The organism is Pseudomonas sp. lyk4-R2A-10, assembly GCF_030209075.1.
Lineage (GTDB): Bacteria > Pseudomonadota > Gammaproteobacteria > Pseudomonadales > Pseudomonadaceae > Aquipseudomonas > Aquipseudomonas glycinae.
Genome location: NZ_JARVSR010000012.1, coordinates 124,747 through 142,462, shown reverse-complemented (window position 1 = coordinate 142,462; position 17,716 = coordinate 124,747). Strand labels below are relative to the sequence as shown.

Annotated in this window: 14 protein-coding genes and 2 tRNA genes; 12 read left to right on the top strand and 4 right to left on the bottom strand. The window is 60.6% G+C overall.

The window, feature by feature from the left end; translation table 11 throughout:
• The first annotated feature begins 32 nt into the window (after positions 1-32).
• From hflK to QRN46_RS21590, 5 genes are all read left to right on the top strand, one after another.
• Complete coding sequence (gene hflK, locus QRN46_RS21610; protein ID WP_011332185.1) at positions 33-1,202, top strand: FtsH protease activity modulator HflK; 1,170 nt, start codon at positions 33-35, stop codon at positions 1,200-1,202.
• Positions 1,202-2,071 carry a protease modulator HflC gene (gene hflC, locus QRN46_RS21605; RefSeq protein ID WP_007950723.1) on the top strand — a complete coding sequence of 290 codons (870 nt, stop codon included), beginning with the start codon at positions 1,202-1,204 and terminating at the stop codon, positions 2,069-2,071. Before hflK ends, hflC begins: the two co-directional genes overlap by 1 nt.
• A 313-nt stretch (positions 2,072-2,384) precedes the next feature.
• Entirely contained in the window at positions 2,385-3,572 is a 1,188-nt protein-coding gene (locus QRN46_RS21600) for an ATP phosphoribosyltransferase regulatory subunit (RefSeq protein ID WP_011332186.1), read from the top strand.
• A 54-nt stretch (positions 3,573-3,626) separates the two neighbouring features.
• Positions 3,627-4,916: an adenylosuccinate synthase gene (locus QRN46_RS21595; RefSeq protein ID WP_007950715.1), complete on the top strand. Its 1,290-nt coding sequence runs from the start codon at positions 3,627-3,629 to the stop codon at positions 4,914-4,916.
• Between the two features lie 140 nt (positions 4,917-5,056).
• Complete coding sequence (locus QRN46_RS21590; RefSeq protein ID WP_039766777.1) at positions 5,057-6,991, top strand: methyl-accepting chemotaxis protein; 1,935 nt, start codon at positions 5,057-5,059, stop codon at positions 6,989-6,991.
• A 40-nt stretch (positions 6,992-7,031) separates the two neighbouring features.
• On the opposite strand, the gene QRN46_RS21585 is transcribed toward QRN46_RS21590, so the two are convergent.
• From QRN46_RS21585 to QRN46_RS21570, 4 genes are all read right to left on the bottom strand, one after another.
• Positions 7,032-8,597 carry an ABC transporter permease gene (locus QRN46_RS21585; protein ID WP_285357103.1) on the bottom strand — a complete coding sequence of 522 codons (1,566 nt, stop codon included), beginning with the start codon at positions 8,595-8,597 and terminating at the stop codon, positions 7,032-7,034.
• Complete coding sequence (locus tag QRN46_RS21580; RefSeq protein WP_064379104.1) at positions 8,597-9,607, bottom strand: extracellular solute-binding protein; 1,011 nt, start codon at positions 9,605-9,607, stop codon at positions 8,597-8,599. Before QRN46_RS21580 ends, QRN46_RS21585 begins: the two co-directional genes overlap by 1 nt.
• Before the next feature lie 192 nt (positions 9,608-9,799).
• Positions 9,800-9,886, bottom strand: a tRNA-Leu gene (locus tag QRN46_RS21575).
• Between the two features lie 182 nt (positions 9,887-10,068).
• Positions 10,069-10,155: transfer RNA gene (locus QRN46_RS21570), tRNA-Leu, on the bottom strand.
• Between the two features lie 225 nt (positions 10,156-10,380).
• Here QRN46_RS21570 and rnr point away from each other — a divergent pair.
• The 7 genes from rnr (at position 10,381) to dnaB (ending at position 17,680) form a co-directional block, all read left to right on the top strand.
• The gene (gene rnr / locus QRN46_RS21565) at positions 10,381-13,011 is read left to right on the top strand and encodes a ribonuclease R (RefSeq protein ID WP_064379105.1); all 2,631 of its coding nucleotides are present in this window, start codon (positions 10,381-10,383) and stop codon (positions 13,009-13,011) included.
• Entirely contained in the window at positions 13,008-13,775 is a 768-nt protein-coding gene (gene rlmB / locus QRN46_RS21560; RefSeq protein ID WP_007950704.1) for a 23S rRNA (guanosine(2251)-2'-O)-methyltransferase RlmB, read from the top strand. Before rnr ends, rlmB begins: the two co-directional genes overlap by 4 nt.
• Positions 13,776-14,081: 306 nt before the next feature.
• On the top strand, positions 14,082-14,510 hold the full coding sequence (gene rpsF / locus QRN46_RS21555) for a 30S ribosomal protein S6 (RefSeq protein WP_007950702.1): 429 nt from the start codon (positions 14,082-14,084) through the stop codon (positions 14,508-14,510).
• A 28-nt stretch (positions 14,511-14,538) separates the two neighbouring features.
• A complete protein-coding gene (gene rpsR, locus QRN46_RS21550) occupies positions 14,539-14,769 on the top strand; it encodes a 30S ribosomal protein S18 (protein ID WP_002551829.1) in 231 nt (76 codons plus the stop codon).
• A gap of 36 nt (positions 14,770-14,805) precedes the next feature.
• Positions 14,806-15,696, top strand: coding sequence for a YybS family protein (locus QRN46_RS21545; protein ID WP_085611056.1), 891 nt, complete (start codon positions 14,806-14,808; stop codon positions 15,694-15,696).
• Between the two features lie 19 nt (positions 15,697-15,715).
• On the top strand, positions 15,716-16,162 hold the full coding sequence (gene rplI, locus QRN46_RS21540) for a 50S ribosomal protein L9 (protein ID WP_003186385.1): 447 nt from the start codon (positions 15,716-15,718) through the stop codon (positions 16,160-16,162).
• A gap of 120 nt (positions 16,163-16,282) precedes the next feature.
• Positions 16,283-17,680 carry a replicative DNA helicase gene (gene dnaB, locus QRN46_RS21535; RefSeq protein WP_011332193.1) on the top strand — a complete coding sequence of 466 codons (1,398 nt, stop codon included), beginning with the start codon at positions 16,283-16,285 and terminating at the stop codon, positions 17,678-17,680.
• The last annotated feature ends 36 nt before the right edge of the window (positions 17,681-17,716 follow it).

The following is a 17,716-nucleotide window of genomic DNA, read 5'->3' as shown; positions in this document are numbered from 1 at the left end:
GTGCGTCTTTGCTTTATCAGATGGAGAGCGCTATGGCTTGGAATGAGCCGGGTGGCAACTCGAACAATCAGGATCCTTGGGGTGGCAAGCGTCGCAACAACGGCGACCGCAAGGGACCGCCGGATCTCGACGAGGCCTTCCGAAAGCTGCAGGAAAGCCTGAACGGGTTGTTCGGTGGTGGAAAAAAACGCGGTGATGACGGTGGTGGCTCGGGCAAGAGCGGCGGCTTCGGCGGCCTGCTCGGCATCGGCCTTGTCGTGCTGGCGGCCGTCTGGCTGTACAGCGCGGTGTATGTCGTGGACGAGCAGGAGCAAGCCGTGGTGCTGCGCTTCGGCAAGTACTACGAGACTGTCGGTCCCGGCCTGAACATCTACTTCCCGCCGATCGACAAGAAGTACATGGAGAACGTCACGCGTGAGCGTGCCTACACCAAGCAGGGCCAGATGCTGACCGAAGACGAGAACATCGTCGAAGTGCCGCTGACCGTGCAGTACAAGATCAGCAACCTGCAGGACTTCGTGCTGAACGTCGACCAGCCGGAAATCAGCCTGCAACATGCGACCGACAGTGCGCTGCGCCATGTGGTGGGCTCCACCGCGATGGACCAGGTGCTGACCGAAGGTCGTGAGCTGATGGCCAGCGAGATCAAGGAGCGCCTGCAGCGCTTCCTCGATACCTATCGCACCGGTATCACCGTCACCCAGGTCAACGTACAGAGCGCAGCGGCACCGCGTGAAGTGCAGGAAGCCTTCGATGACGTGATCCGCGCCCGTGAAGACGAGCAGCGTTCGCGCAACCAGGCTGAAACCTACGCCAACGGCGTGGTGCCGGAAGCCCGTGGTCAGGCCCAGCGTATCCTCGAAGATGCCAACGGTTACCGTGACGAAACGGTCTCGCGCGCCAAGGGTGAGGCGGATCGCTTCACCAAACTGGTTGCCGAGTATCGCAAGGCGCCCGAGGTCACTCGTCAGCGTCTGTACCTGGACACCATGCAGGAAGTCTTCAGCAGCACCAGCAAGGTACTCGTGACCGGCAACAAGAACGGCCAGAGCAACCTGCTTTACCTGCCGCTGGACAAGATGATTCAGAACAGTTCGGGCAGCAATGCACCGGTCACCGGTTCGGCTGCCGCCAGCAACAACACGGACGCTACGCCGCATGTCACTGACCTGCCACAGTCGCGTACAAGGGAGACCCGCTGATGAGCAATAAATCGCTGATCGCCCTGATCGTTGGCGTTGTTGTGGTACTGGTTGGCTGGAACTGCTTCTACATCGTCGCTCAGACCGAGCGCGCGGTGTTGCTGCAATTCGGTCGCGTGGTTCAGGCTGACGTTCAGCCGGGTCTGCATGTGAAGGTGCCTTACGTTAACCAGGTGCGTAAATTCGACGCACGTCTGATGACGCTGGATGCGCCGACGCAACGCTTCCTGACGCTGGAAAAGAAAGCCGTGATGGTCGATGCCTACGCCAAGTGGCGCGTGAAGGATGCCGAGCGCTTCTACACCGCAACGTCCGGCCTCAAGCAGATCGCCGACGAGCGTCTGTCCCGTCGTCTGGAATCGGGTCTGCGTGACCAGTTCGGTAAGCGCACCCTGCACGAAGTGGTGTCGGGTGAGCGCGATGCGCTGATGGCCGATATCACCGCGTCGCTGAACAAGATGGCGGAAAAAGAGCTGGGTATCGAAGTGGTCGATGTCCGGGTCAAGGCCATCGATCTGCCGAAAGAAGTGAACCGCAGCGTGTTCGAGCGCATGAGCACCGAGCGTGAGCGTGAAGCTCGCGAGCACCGCGCCAAGGGTAACGAGCTGGCCGAAGGCATCCGTGCCGACGCCGATCGTCAACGCCGTGTGCTGCTGGCTGAAGCCTATCGTGAATCCGAAGAGATTCGCGGTGACGGTGATGCCCAGGCCGCTGCGATCTACTCCAAGGCCTACGGTCAGGATCAGGAGTTCTACGGTTTCTACCGTAGCCTGCGTGCCTACCGTGAAAGCTTTGCGAACAAATCCGACGTCCTGGTCCTCGACCCAAGCAGCGACTTCTTCCGTTACCTGGAAAAGTCCAAGCCTTGATACGACGTTGACCTGAATCATTCCGCCCGGCGGCTAAAACCTCGGGCGGGGTGATCCTTTGGGAAAACGTGTGTATGATGCGGCAGCCGGGAAATTCCCGGCTTTTTTGCGTCTGCACGTTTGATTGCTGTTTTTGTTGCAGAAGATCGGGTTGAATGGCCCGACAGTTTTTCGAGGAAAGTGATGGGCGAAGCCGGTAACAGGCCTTTCGCCGCGTCGTTCATGCGCGTGCGTTTTGAACGGGCCGGTCATTTTCTGCTTCACTCAAGGCTCGCCCTCGGGCTGGCCGCCCGGATCTAAGGGGAATGGCGTAATGGCAACGGTAGACCGCTGGCTGCTGCCAGATGGCATCGAAGAAGTACTGCCACCGGAAGCGGCGCGCATTGAAGTCGCGCGTCGTCAGGTGTTGGATCTGTTCCAGAGCTGGGGTTACGAGTTCGTCGTGACTCCCCATATCGAGTACCTGGAATCCCTGCTGACCGGCGCGGGCCAGGACCTGGATCTGCGTACCTTCAAGGTCATCGACCCGCAATCGGGCCGGCAGATGGGTTTCCGTGCCGACATCACGCCGCAAGTGGCGCGCATCGATGCGCACACCCTGCGTCGCGAAGGCCCGAGCCGTCTTTGCTACGCCGGCAGCGTGCTGCATGCCCAGCCGCGTGCCTTGTCGTCCTCGCGCAGCCCGATCCAGTTGGGCGCCGAGTTGTACGGCGATGCCAGCCCGAGCAGCGACGTCGAAGTCATCAGCCTGATGCTGGCCATGCTGCAACTGGCCGATGTGCCGGACGTGCACATGGACCTCGGGCATGTCGGCATCTACCGCGGTCTGGCCCAGGCGGCCGGTCTGTCGGGTGAAGTCGAGCAGCAGTTGTTCGATGCGTTGCAACGCAAGGCCATCGACGAGGTCATTACCTTGACCGAAGGCCTGCCGGCCGATCTGTCCGGCATGCTGCGCGCGCTGGTCGACCTGTGCGGCGGCCGTGAAGTACTGAGTGCTGCCCGCGAGCGTCTGGCCAATGCGCCGGCGCCAGTACTGGCGGCGCTGGAAGATTTGCTGGCGATCGCCGAGCGTCTGTCGGTGCGTTTCCCGGAGCTGCCGCTGTACTTCGACCTCGGCGAGCTGCGCGGTTATCACTACCACACCGGTGTGGTGTTCGCGGTGTTCGTGCCGGGTGTTGGCCAGTCCATCGCCCAGGGCGGTCGCTACGACGACATCGGCGCCGACTTCGGTCGCGCCCGTCCGGCCACCGGCTTCTCCACCGATTTGAAAACCCTGGTGACCCTGGGGCGTGCTGAGATCGAGCTACCGTCTGGCGGTATCTGGATGCCTGACAGTACGGATGCGGCACTCTGGCAGCAGGTTTGCCAGTTGCGCAGTGAGGGTCAGCGTGTCGTTCAGGCATTGCCTGGACAACCTTTGGCCGCCGCCCGTGATGCGGACTGCGACCGGCAATTGATCCAGCAGAACGGGCTTTGGCAAGTATCGCCACTGGCTTCTTGAGTTTTCCTGCCGGCTGACGCCGGCACCAAGTTTGCGCGAATGAGGACAAGTGTTATGGGTAAGAATGTCGTAGTCCTGGGCACCCAATGGGGTGATGAGGGCAAAGGCAAGATCGTTGATCTGCTGACCGAACATGCTGCCGCCGTAGTGCGCTACCAGGGTGGCCACAACGCCGGTCACACTCTGGTGATCGACGGTGAAAAAACCGTCTTGCACCTGATCCCGTCGGGCGTGTTGCGCGAAGGCGTGCAGTGCCTGATCGGCAACGGCGTGGTGGTTGCACCTGACGCCCTGCTGCGCGAGATCACCAAGCTGGAAGAGAAAGGCGTACCGGTGCGCGAGCGCCTGCGTATCAGCCCTTCCTGCCCGCTGATCCTGTCCTTCCACGTGGCGCTGGACCAGGCCCGTGAAAAGGCCCGCGGCGAGCTGAAGATCGGTACGACCGGTCGCGGCATCGGCCCGGCTTACGAAGACAAGGTTGCACGTCGTGGCCTGCGTGTTGGCGACCTGCTCAACATGCCGCGCTTTGAAGACAAGCTGCGTGAACTGGTGGACTACCACAACTTCATGCTGGTCGGTTACTACAAAGAGCCTGCCATCGAGTACGAAAAGACGCTGGCCGAGTGCAAGGAATACGCCGAGCTGCTCAAGCCGCTGATGCTGGACGTGACTGCCGAGCTGCACGACCTGCGTCGCGCCGGCAAAGACATCATGTTCGAAGGCGCCCAGGGTTCGTTGCTCGACATCGACCACGGCACCTACCCGTACGTGACCAGCTCCAACACCACCGCGGGTGGCGTGGCGACCGGTTCGGGCGTTGGCCCGATGTTCCTGGATTACATCCTGGGCATCACCAAGGCTTACACCACTCGCGTAGGTTCGGGTCCATTCCCGACCGAGCTGTTCGACGAAGTCGGCGCGCACCTGGCCAAGCAAGGTCACGAGTTCGGTGCTACTACCGGCCGTGCCCGTCGTTGCGGCTGGTTCGACGCCGTTATCCTGCGTCGCGCTATCGATGTGAACAGCATCTCGGGCATCTGCCTGACCAAGCTGGACGTACTCGACGGCCTGGAAACCATCAACATCTGCACCGGCTACAAAGACGCGCAAGGCAACGCTGTTGCCCCGACTGACGCTGACAGCTACGTAGGCCTGCAGCCTGTGTACGAAGAAGTGCCAGGCTGGACCGAATCGACCGTGGGTGCCAAAACCCTGGAAGAGCTGCCGGCTAACGCTCGTGCCTACATCAAACGCGTTGAAGAGTTGATCGGCGCGCCGATCGACATTATTTCGACGGGCCCGGACCGCAACGAAACCATCGTTCTGCGCCATCCGTTCGCTTGATAAGTCGTTGATGTAAAAACACAAAGGCCCCTTCATCGGGGCCTTTGTCGTTTATGCCTGTTGGACGGCATGACCTTTGCTGTGATTCTGTCTACAAGAGTGCCATCAAATTAATGGCGTCAGACGTAGAGGGATTCAAAGTGTCAGCCGTTCTCTCACTGTTACAAAGCCGTCTGTTGCGGCCCGTGTTCGTTACCCTTGGTATCGCTCTTTTGGTGCAAGTGCTGGTGGCCGTCGCCCTGACGCGGAGCACCGTCACCGCGCTGGAAGCCGATCTCGGCACTCGCCTGGGCGCCGACAGCCAGAAGTTGTCCGGTGAGCTGGAGCAGGCCGGGCGTGAAGTCACGTCGAGCCTCGACAATCTCTCCTCAAGTACCCGTCAGCGTCTTACCGCCGGTCTTTCCTCGCGTCTGAAGGAAGAGCAGGCGCAGCTGCGTGCGACTCTGGAAAAAGACCTGAAGGATTCGGCCAATGACATGGCCCAGTTGCTGGCCTCGGTGGCGCCTCGCGCCATGTGGGACAGCGACGTGCCGACCCTGTCCGAATTCGCCCGCCGGGCCCAGCGCAATCCCAACGTGCTGTTCGTGGTGTATGACGACGCCACCGGCCAGCATCTGACCCGCTACCTCAACCGCGAAAACCCGATCAACAAGGCTCTTTTGGAAAAGGGTCAGGGCGAGCGGGCGCTGGATAAAGTGCTGGATGCGGCGAAGAACGATCCGTCGGTCTACTACCTTGAAGCTTCGATCAATCCCAATGGCGTGGAAATCGGCAAAGTGCTGATGGGCGTCTCGACCGCCTCGGTTGAAACCGATCTGGCGGCGCTCGATCAGCGCTTCACGGCGTTGATTGCCAGCAGCGATCAACTGGTCGGTGACAGCCTCAAGGGCGCCGCTGCCGACAGCGCCACCGCCATGCAGGCTCGCCTGCAATCGGCGCAGTCCACCGCCGCCGAAATGAAGGCCAACACCACCAGTACCGTACAGGACGCAGCAGCAACCCTGCGCTGGCGCATCGGCATGGGTCTGGCGCTGGTCGGTGCCGGGGTGTTGTTGCTGCTGGCGGTGGTGCTCGGTCATCGGGTGGTCAATCGCCTGAAAATGCTCAACGCCGCCATGGATGATCTGGCCGCCGGCGAGGGCGATCTGACCAAGCGTGTGCAGATCAACAGCAAGGATGAGATCGGCGACATGGCTTCGGCGGTCAATCGCTTTGTGGACAAGTTGCAGCCGATCGTGCGCGAGGCCGGGGATGTGGCTCAGCGTACCGGTGTGGAAATCGGCGCCATGACCCTGCGCAACGCCGGTGCCGATGCGGCGGCCGGGATGCAGCGTGATGAAGTGGCCGAAAGTCTGCGGGCCCTGTCGCAAATGGCCGATGAAGCGCAATCGGAAAGCCATGCGATGCAGGCCGCGTTGAAACAGGTGGTGGATATTCGGCAGGCCACCGACGAGAACACTCGCACCTCGGCCAAGGTCGGCAGCCTGATCGAGGCGCTGGCGGGGCAGGTCGATACCGGGGCGAAAGTCATCGAGCGGCTGGCGCAGCAGAGCGAGCAGATCGAAGTGGTGCTGACGGTGATTCACGGCATCGCCGAGCAGACCAACCTGCTGGCGCTCAACGCGGCCATCGAAGCGGCCCGGGCCGGCGAGACCGGTCGCGGGTTTGCGGTGGTGGCGGATGAAGTCCGGGCGCTGGCGAGCAAGACCCAAAGCTCGACCGGGGACATTCAAGCGCACATCGTGGCCCTGCAGCAGGGCGCCCGTGAAGCGGTCGAGGCGATCGGCCAGGCCGGGCGCCAGGCCAGCGAAGGTTTGCTGGTGCTGCGTGACAGTGCGCGGTTGCAGCAATCGGTGCAGGCGTCGGTCGAGCAGGTGCATGCGGCGATTGGCCTGGCGACTCAGGCAGCGGCGCATCAGGCGCAGGGCGCGCAGGCTGTGCGTGGGCGGGTCGAAACGATTCATGCCCAGGCCGAGAAAGCCGCTCAGGCCGTGGTCGAGACCACGGCCAGCGGCAAGGTGCTGGATGGTCTGGCGGCGCAGCTCAAGGCCAGTCTGGGGCAGTTCCGAGCCTGATACCGCGGGCAAAAAAATCGCAGCCTCGGCTGCGATTTTTTTATCGGCTCAAATACATCCGGGTGGTCAGTAGGTAGACGGGCAATCCCGACACCACAATCAACAACGCCGCATAAGGCGCTGCGGCTGCGAACTCGACATTCGCGGTGTGGGCCCAGACTTCGGTCGCCAATGTGTTGAGCCCCGTCGGACTCAGCAGCAGCGTCGCCGTCAGTTCTTTCATGGCATCCAGAAACACCAGCGCAAACGCTGCGCCCAGCGCCGGGAAGATGATCGGCAAGGTCACTCGGCAGAACGCCGTGAACGAAGATGCACCCAGCGTGCGGGCGGCTTCTTCGAGTTGCGGTGCGGCCTTGTTCAGCGCCGTGCGGATCGGCGCTTGAGCCAGCGGCAGAAACAGCAGCGCGTAAGCGATCAGCAATAGCGCGGAGGTCTGGTACAGCACCGGCACGTAATGCAGGGCGAAATACACCAGCGTCAGCGCGATCACCAATCCCGGCAGGGCGTGCAGCAGATAGGGCAGGCGCTCGGCCCAGATCGCCAGTTGGCCTTTGTAGCGCACCACCAGCAACCCGACCGGCACCGCCAGCACCAGGCACAATCCCGCGCCACCCAGCGACAGCGCCAATGACGACAGCAAGGCTTCGGTGATCGCCGCAATCGGGAATGCCGCTGACGATCCCACGGCAAGCCAGTAAGCCAGCATGCCCAGCGGAATCCCGCTGCCGACAATCGCCAGCATCAGGCAATACAGCTGACCGGCAATCGCCCAAGGCCCGAGTCGCACTTGTTCGGCCCGACGCGCCGCGCCCTGGCCAGTGCGCACATGACGGCCCTTGCCGCGCACGCGCAACTCCAGCCACAACAGCATCAGGCACAGCGCCAGCAATACCGCCGACAGCATTGCCGCGTTGGCATTGCTGAATTCCAGTTCGAATTGCTGATAGATCGCGGTGGTGAAAGTTTGCAGGCCAATGATCGACAGTGCGCCGAACTCCACCAGCATGTGCAATGCAATCAGCAATGAGCCGGCCAGAAGCGAAGGCCAGAGCAGGGGCAGGGTGACGAGGAAAAACACGCCCCAGCGATTCTGTCCCAAGGTGCGAGCCGACTCTTCAAGGGCTGGATCAAGATTGCGCAGCGTGGCGGCCACCGGCAGAAAGATCAGCGGATATTTCGACAGGCTCATCACCAGGATTGCCCCGCCGAGGCCTTCGAACTGCGCACTGAGCGAAACCCAGGTGAAGCTGCTGACGAATGCCGGCACCGCGAACGGCAGGCAAAGAATCACGCCCCACAGTCGTCGGCCCGGCAGATTGCTGCGCTCCAGCAACCAGGCCAGCGACAGACCGATCACGCCGCAAGTTACCGTTACGCCGACCATCAGCGCCAGCGTGTTGCGCAGCAGGCTGAACACATACGGGCGCCACAGCAAGTGCAGCGCCTCGGACCAGCCGGCCTGCCAGGCTTTGAGCCCGACATAGGCCAGCGGCAACAGGCTCATGACCACCAGCAACAACACCGGCAGCACCAGCCAGATTGACGGCCGCTTGCGCCGTGGCACGTAACCCCCGCGTGTAGCGGGGGCGGATAACGATGCGGTCATCAGTTCAGGCCAACTTCGCGTTCCAGCTCCAGCGCTTCTTCGGCATTACCGAGATCGGCCGGCGTGACATCCGGTGCTTCCAGTTCGCTGAATGGCTTGAGGCCGCGATCCGATTCCATGCCTTTGTGCAGCGGGTACTCGGCGGTGGTCTGGGTGATCACACGCTGACCTTCTTCGCTGGCCATGTAGGCGAGGAATTGCTGGGCTTCTTTTGGATGTTTGCTGGATTTCAGCACGGCTGCGCTGGACACGGTGATCAGGCCACCGACATCGCCGCCGGTGAAGTAATGCAGTTTGGAATCAAGCTTGCCTTTCTCTCGCTGCAGGGCGAACCAGTAATAGTTGTTTACCAGCACCGTGGCGACTTCGCCGTTTTCCACAGCCTTGAGGGCGACCATGTTGTTGCTGTAGGTCTTGCCGAATGCGCGCAGGCCGGTCAGCCATTCTTCGGCGGCTTCGCGGCCGTGCTTTTTGATGATTGCCACGGCCTGTTCCTGGAATGCGCCGCTGGTCGGGACGAAGCCGACCTTGCCTTGCCACTGCGGATCGGCGAAATCCAGCACCGATTTCGGCAAATCTTTTTCGTCGATCAGTTTCGGGTTGAAGGCCACCACGCGAACCCGGGCGGTCACTCCGATCCAAGTGCCGTTACCGGCGACGTATTCTTTCGGCAGAACGGCCAGGGTCGCGTCGTCAGCCTTGGCCAGCAGGCCTTGTTCGCCGAGGTTGTTCAGCGGCGGGGATTCTTCGGTGTAGATGACGTCGGCGGGGGAGCGGTCGCCTTCTTCGATGATCTGGCTGGCCAGCTGATTGCTGCTGCCCTTGCGCACGTTGACGTGAATGCCGGTCTTGGCTTCGAAGGCTTTGGCGATCGCGTCGCCGACTTCCTTGTGTTGACCGTTGTAGAGCGTCAGGGAAACCGCGTCGGCAGCCTGGGTGAGGGGGGTGGCGAGTGCCAGGCCGAGCAGGGTGAAGGTCAAGCCGCGGCGCAGGGTATTTCGAAACATCATTCGCAGGGTTCCTCACTGTCGCATTGCAAAAACTTGCAACAATGATAAACGATATTGTTTCTCAAGTGCGCTTTGCGAGGAGAGGTAGTGTTTGCCAGGTGTCGGCTCTCAAGCTTTTCCAAACCCCGGAAACGCAAAAACCCGCTTTCGCGGGTTTTTGTGAGATTCAAGATCGTGACCTTGAATTTGAATTGGTGCCCAGAAGAAGACTCGAACTTCCACGACCGTAAGGTCACCAGCACCTGAAGCTGGCGTGTCTACCAATTTCACCATCTGGGCTTCATCTTCAGCGTTGCCGCTGTTGATGTGGCGCACTATACGGAGCGCCTTTTGATCTGTAAACCCCTGATTTGATTTTAATAAATCAATTTCAGAAAAAGTCCGGGGCGCAGAATGCAAAAAACCCGCTTTCGCGGGTTTTTGTGTGAGTCTTGAAACTGATCTAGTCTCAAACTCGAAATTGGTGCCCAGGAGAAGACTCGAACTTCCACGACCGTAAGGTCACCAGCACCTGAAGCTGGCGTGTCTACCAATTTCACCACCTGGGCATCTCGTCAACGTGTGTACGTCGTCGATGGCGCGCACTATACGGAGCGCCTTTTTAACTGTAAACCCCTGCCAGCAAAAAAAATGATTTTTTTTACCAGCGGTGTTCAAAACGCCCTCCAGGCGTCGATACAAGGCTCCAGACGCGCCTTATATAGTCGGAAATTTCCCGTTTGATGGCGCCTATGCCAAACTAACCCGCATATAGACAAGGTGAAAACTCTCTAATGGCCGATTGGCAGTCCCTCGATCCCGAGGCCGCTCGTGAAGCGGAAAAATATGAAAACCCTATTCCCAGCCGCGAACTGATCCTTCAGCACCTTGCTGATCGGGGTTCGCCTGCTGCCCGCGAGCAACTGGTCGAAGAGTTTGGTCTGACCACAGAAGACCAGATCGAAGCCCTGCGCCGCCGTCTGCGTGCCATGGAGCGCGATGCTCAACTGATCTATACCCGCCGTGGCACCTATGCGCCGGTGGACAAGCTCGACCTGATCCTCGGTCGCATCAGCGGTCATCGCGACGGCTTCGGTTTCCTGGTGCCGGATGACGGCTCCGATGACCTGTTCATGAGTCCGGCGCAAATGCGTCTGGTGTTTGACGGCGACCGTGCTCTGGCCCGTGTTTCCGGCCTGGACCGTCGCGGTCGTCGCGAAGGCGTGATCGTTGAAGTGGTGTCCCGTGCCCACGAGAGCATCGTTGGCCGCTATTTCGAAGAAGGCGGTATCGGTTTCGTCGTTGCGGACAACCCGAAGATTCAGCAGGAAGTGCTGGTCACCCCGGGCCGCAACGCCAACGCCCAGATCGGTCAGTTCGTCGAGGTGAAAATCACCCACTGGCCGACCCCGCGCTTCCAGCCGCAAGGCGATGTGATTGAAGTCGTCGGCAACTACATGGCGCCTGGCATGGAAATCGATGTCGCCCTGCGCACCTACGACATTCCGCACGTTTGGCCTGAAGCCGTTCTGAAGGAAGCCGGCAAGCTCAAGCCGGAAGTCGAAGAGAAAGACAAAGAGAAGCGCGTCGACCTGCGCCATCTGCCGTTCGTCACCATCGACGGCGAAGATGCCCGCGATTTCGACGACGCGGTCTACTGCGAAGCCAAACCCGGCAAACTGCGCCTGTTCTCCGGCGGCTGGAAGTTGTACGTGGCGATTGCCGACGTTTCCAGCTACGTGAAGATCGGTTCGGCTCTGGACAACGAAGCCCAAGTGCGCGGCAACTCGGTGTACTTCCCCGAGCGTGTGGTGCCGATGCTGCCGGAGCAGCTCTCCAACGGCCTGTGCTCGCTGAATCCACATGTTGATCGTCTGGCCATGGTTTGCGAGATGACCATTTCCAAGTCCGGCGAAATGACCGACTACTGCTTCTATGAAGCGGTGATCCACTCCCACGCCCGTCTGACCTACAACAAGGTCAGCGCGATGCTGGAAACGCCGAAAGCGACCGAAGGGCGCAAGTTGCGCGGTGAATACACCGATGTCTTGCCGCACCTCAAGCAGCTCTACGCGCTGTACAAGGTATTGCTGGCTGCCCGTCACGTGCGCGGCGCGATCGATTTCGAAACGCAGGAAACCCGGATCATCTTCGGTTCCGAGCGCAAGATTGCCGAAATCCGTCCGACTACCCGTAACGATGCACACAAGCTGATCGAGGAATGCATGCTGGCGGCCAACGTGGCCACTGCCGAATTCCTGAAGAAGCACGAAATCCCTGCGCTGTACCGCGTCCACGACGGCCCGCCACCGGAGCGTCTGGAAAAACTGCGCGCGTTCCTCGGTGAGCTCGGTCTGTCCCTGCACAAAGGCAAGGATGGCCCGTCGCCGAAGGACTATCAGGCCCTGTTGGCCAGCATCAAGGACCGTCCGGATTTCCACCTGATCCAGACCGTGATGCTGCGCTCCCTGAGTCAGGCGGTGTACAGCGCCCAGAACGAAGGCCACTTCGGCCTGAATTACGAAGCCTATACCCACTTCACCTCGCCGATCCGTCGTTACCCGGACCTGCTCACGCACCGGGCGATCCGCAGCGTGATCCATTCGAAACAGGACACCCCGCACGTTCGCCGTGCCGGTGCGATGACCATTCCGAAGGCGCGCATCTATCCGTACGACGAAGCAGCGCTGGAGCAACTCGGCGAGCAGTGCTCGATGAGCGAGCGCCGTGCCGACGAAGCGACCCGCGACGTAGTGAACTGGCTCAAGTGCGAGTTCATGAAAGACCGCGTGGGCGAATCGTTCCCGGGTGTGATCACTGCCGTGACCGGTTTCGGCCTGTTCGTCGAGCTGACCGATATCTATGTCGAAGGTCTGGTACACGTGACGGCGCTGCCGGGCGACTACTACCACTTCGACCCTGTGCATCACCGCCTGGCGGGCGAGCGCACCGGTCGCAGCTTCCGTCTTGGCGATACCGTTGAAGTGCGGGTCATGCGCGTCGATCTCGACGAGCGCAAGATCGACTTCGAGATGGCTGAAAAAACCATCAGCGCGCCGATCGGCCGCAAGAAGCGTGGCACCGAGACGACCGCTCCTGCAGCCAAGGTTGTGGAAGAAAAGGCTCCGGCAAAAACCGCCAGCCGTCGCCCGGCCAAGGAAAAGGCTGTCGAGGCTTATCGCCCAAGCGATGCCGTGGCGAAAAACGCCGAGCTGCGCAAAAGCCGTGAAATGAAGAAGGCCTTGCTGGCCGACGCCAAAAACGGTGGTAAAGCGGCGTCCGGGGGAAAGACCGGACGGTCGGCGCCTGACAAGGCCTCCGGCGGCAAGCCAGCCAAACCGAGCAAACACCGTAAAGGCCCGCCGAAAGCGGGTTCCGCTCCAGCCAAAAGTGGCGGGGCGCGTAAACCGAAGGCGAAGTCATGAGTCAGTTGGAAAAAATCTACGGCGTTCACGCGGTAGAAGCGTTGCTGCGTCACCACCCGAAACGCGTCAAACAGATCTGGCTGGCTGAAAGCCGCAACGATCCGCGGGTGCAGACGCTGATCGAGCTGGCAAACGAAAACCGGGTCCAGATCGGTCAGGCCGAGCGCCGTGAAATGGATGCCTGGGTCGAAGGCGTGCACCAGGGCGTGGTGGCGGACGTCAGTCCGAGCCAGGTCTGGGGCGAAGCGATGCTCGACGAGTTGCTCGATCGCACCGAAGGCGCGCCGTTGCTGTTGGTGCTAGACGGCGTGACCGACCCGCACAACCTCGGCGCCTGCCTGCGTTCGGCGGATGCTGCCGGTGCGCTGGCGGTCATCGTGCCGAAAGACAAGTCGGCCACTCTGACGCCCGTGGTGCGTAAAGTGGCTTGCGGCGCTGCGGAGGTGATTCCTCTGGTGGCGGTGACCAACCTTGCTCGCACATTGGAAAAACTCCAGCAGCGCGGGTTGTGGATTGTCGGCACGGCAGGTGAGGCCGAGGTCAGCATCTATGACCAGGACCTGACCGGCCCGACCATCCTGATCATGGGCGCCGAAGGCAAAGGCATGCGTCGCCTGACCCGCGAGCATTGCGATTACCTGGTGCATTTGCCGATGGCCGGTAGTGTCAGCAGTCTCAACGTCTCGGTTGCGACCGGCGTGTGCCTGTTCGAAGCCCAGCGCCAGCGCGGTGCCAAGGCCAAGGCGGCTGCCAAAAAAGCTTGAGCCTTACGCAGTCCAAAATGTGGGAGCGAGCCTGCTCGCGAAGCGGAGTTACATTCAGCATCATTGTTGGATGTTAAGCCGTCATCGCGAGCAGGCTCGCTCCCACAGTGTTTTCTGGTGTGGCAGAAAGTGTGACTGTTCAAATAATCACCAATTGCCTTGCACCTCTTCAGTCCCTTCTCTACAATTGCGCCCCTTGCTGTGACGGCAGGCATTCATGTGCCCCGCGCCAGCAAGTCCATAAGTGTCATTCACTCCTTGTCTGACCGTTTTTGAGCGGCAGGCTACAACCCGTAAGGAGCATTCATGCGTCATTACGAAATCATCTTTCTGGTCCACCCTGACCAGAGCGAGCAAGTCGGCGGCATGGTTGAGCGTTACACCAAGCTGATCGAAGAAGACGGCGGCAAAATCCACCGTCTGGAAGACTGGGGCCGTCGTCAACTGGCCTACGCAATCAACAATGTTCACAAGGCTCACTACGTGATGCTGAACGTTGAGTGCACCGGCAAGGCCCTGGCCGAGCTGGAAGACAACTTCCGCTACAACGATGCTGTGATCCGTAACCTGGTCATCCGTCGCGACGAAGCCGTTACCGGCCAGTCCGAGATGCTCAAGGCTGAAGAAAACCGCAGTGAGCGCCGTGAGCGTCGCGAACGTCCTGAGCACGATGGCAGCGCCGATGGCGATGACAGCGATAGCGACAGCGACAACAGCGATAACGCTGACGAGTAATCCACGGACCTTTTAAGGAGCCTATCAAATGGCACGTTTCTTCCGTCGTCGTAAATTCTGCCGCTTCACCGCTGAAGACGTGAAGGAGATCGACTACAAAGATCTCAACACTCTGAAAGCCTACGTATCCGAGACCGGCAAAATCGTTCCAAGCCGCATCACCGGTACCAAAGCTCGTTATCAGCGTCAGCTGGCCACCGCTATCAAGCGCGCCCGCTTCCTGGCCCTGCTGGCCTACACCGACAGCCACGGCCGCTGAGACCGGGCAGTCGACAAGTAGCAAAGGATTGAATGCATGCGTGCCTTAGCTGAGTTCATCATGCGCGGCCGTATGCAGGCCACTCTCGTAGTGGCCGGGTGTGCAACATTGCCGTTGTTGTATTGGTTGGGTGCTGCCGCCGGGAGCCTGGTGCTTCTGCGGCGCGGATTGGCCGACGCCCTGGGCGTCGTGTCACTGGGACTGCTGCCGGCATTGATCTGGTGGTTGTATGCCGATGACCCACGGGCACTTCTGGTGCTGCTGGGGTCTTCGGGGCTTGCGTTGGTGTTGCGCGCAAGCGAGTCTTGGGTCCGCACGCTGCTGGTCAGCGTAGCCATGGGGCTAGTGTTTTCAGTGGTGCTCGGGGCGGCGTTTGCGCCCCAGATCGAGATGCTGGCGCAGGCCTTGGTAAAGGTCATGCCCGCGCTTCTCGGTGATGCCTACCAACAATTGTCGGTAGACGAGCAGGCGCGTTTCGCGTCGCTGATCGCACCGGTCCTGACCGGCCTGATTGCGGCCTTGTTGCAGATCGTCAGCGTGCTGAGCCTGATTGTCGGGCGTTACTGGCAGGCGTTGTTGTACAACCCGGGTGGTTTTGGTCGCGAGTTTCGCGCCATCCGGATCCCGCTGGGACCGGCGATGTTGCTGCTGGCGTTAATGCTTCTGGGCCCGAATCTCGGTGCACAGATGGCCATGTTGACGCCGTTGTGCAGTGTACCGCTGGTGTTCGCCGGGCTGGCCCTGATTCACGGGCTGGTGGCGCAAAGGCGACTGGCCGGTTTCTGGCTGGTGGGGTTGTACGTAACGCTGTTGCTGTTCATGCAGCTGATCTATCCGTTGCTCGTGGTTCTGGCCATTGTCGACAGCCTGATTGATTTTCGCGGTCGGGTGTCGAAAGACACCGATAACGCGAACGGTGAAGGTTAAAAGTTAAGAGGATTTCCACATGCAACTGATCCTTCTGGAAAAAATCGCCAACCTGGGCAACCTGGGCGACAAAGTAAACGTTAAGGCTGGTTACGGCCGTAACTACCTGCTGCCTTTCGGCAAAGCCACCGCTGCGACCGCTGCCAACCTGGCTGCGTTCGAAGAGCGTCGCGCTGAGCTGGAAAAAGCCGCCGCAGACCGTAAAGCTTCGGCTGAAAGCCGTGCTGCCCAACTGGCCGAGCTGGAAGTGACCATCACTGCCACCGCTGGCGACGAAGGCAAGCTGTTCGGTTCGATCGGTACTCACGACATCGCTGACGCACTGACCGCCTCCGGCGTTGAAGTGGCGAAAAGCGAAGTTCGTCTGCCGAACGGCACCATCCGCAACGTGGGTGAATTCGACGTGGCTGTGCACCTGCACGCCGAAGTTGAAGCCACCGTACGCGTTGTCGTGGTAGCAGCTTAAGCAACACCCTGATCGACTGGCGGCTTGTCCGGCAGACGGTTAACATCGGGCACGATCCTGTTTACAGGTCGTGCCCTTTGTCTTTCTGCACTCCCTGCTTTTCCTGATTAAAAAGTGGCCATGAACGAAATCTCCGCTCCCGAGCAATACGATCTGCAAACCGCCGCGCTGAAGGTGCCGCCGCATTCCATCGAGGCCGAACAGGCCGTGCTCGGTGGTCTGATGCTGGACAACAACGCCTGGGAACGCGTGCTCGATCAAGTCTCCGACGGCGATTTCTACCGACATGACCACCGTCTGATTTTCCGTGCGATCGCCAAACTGGCCGATCAGAACCTGCCGATCGATGTCGTGACCCTTGCCGAGCAACTGGACAAGGAAGGTCAGACTTCGCAGGTCGGCGGCCTCGGTTACCTGGGTGAGCTGGCGAAAAACACGCCGTCCGTCGCCAACATCAAGGCCTATGCGCAGATCGTCCGCCAGCGCGCGACGTTGCGTCAGCTGATCGGTATCAGCACCGAAATTGCCGACAGCGCCTTCAACCCCGAAGGTCGCACCGCCGAGGAAATCCTCGACGAAGCCGAGCGGCAGATCTTCGCGATTGCCGAGGCCCGGCCAAAAACCGGCGGCCCGGTGGGTGTGAATGACCTGCTGACCAAGGCCATCGACCGCATCGACACCCTGTTCAACACTGCCGACTCGATCACCGGCCTGTCCACCGGCTACACCGACCTCGACGAGAAGACCAGCGGCCTGCAACCGGCCGACCTGATCATCGTCGCCGGCCGTCCGTCGATGGGTAAGACCACCTTCGCGATGAACCTGGTGGAAAACGCCGTGTTGCGCAGCGACAAAGTGGTGCTGGTGTACTCCCTCGAGATGCCAGGCGAATCGCTGATCATGCGTATGCTGTCGTCCCTCGGCCGTATCGACCAGACCAAGGTACGTTCCGGCCAGTTGGAAGACGACGACTGGCCGCGTCTGACCTCGGCGGTCAATCTGCTCAACGACCGCAAGCTGTTCATCGATGACACCGCCGGCATCAGTCCGTCGGAGATGCGTGCCCGGACCCGGCGGCTGGTGCGCGAGCACGGCGACATCGGCCTGATCATGATCGACTACCTGCAGCTGATGCAGATCCCGGGTTCCAGCGGCGACAACCGGACCAACGAGATTTCCGAGATCTCCCGATCCCTGAAAGCCCTGGCCAAGGAATTCAACTGCCCGGTAGTCGCCCTGTCGCAGCTCAACCGCTCCCTGGAACAACGTCCCAACAAGCGTCCAGTGAACTCCGACTTGCGGGAATCCGGAGCGATCGAGCAGGACGCCGACGTGATCATGTTCGTGTACCGGGACGAGGTGTATCACCCGGAAACCGAGCACAAGGGCATCGCCGAAATCATCATCGGCAAGCAGCGGAACGGCCCGATCGGCTTCATCCGCCTGGCCTTCATCGGCAAGTACACACGTTTCGAAAACCTCGCGCCGGGCAGCTATAACTTCGACGACGACGAATAAGTCTGTCGTCGTCTGAAAGCCCCTGATATTTCCGAC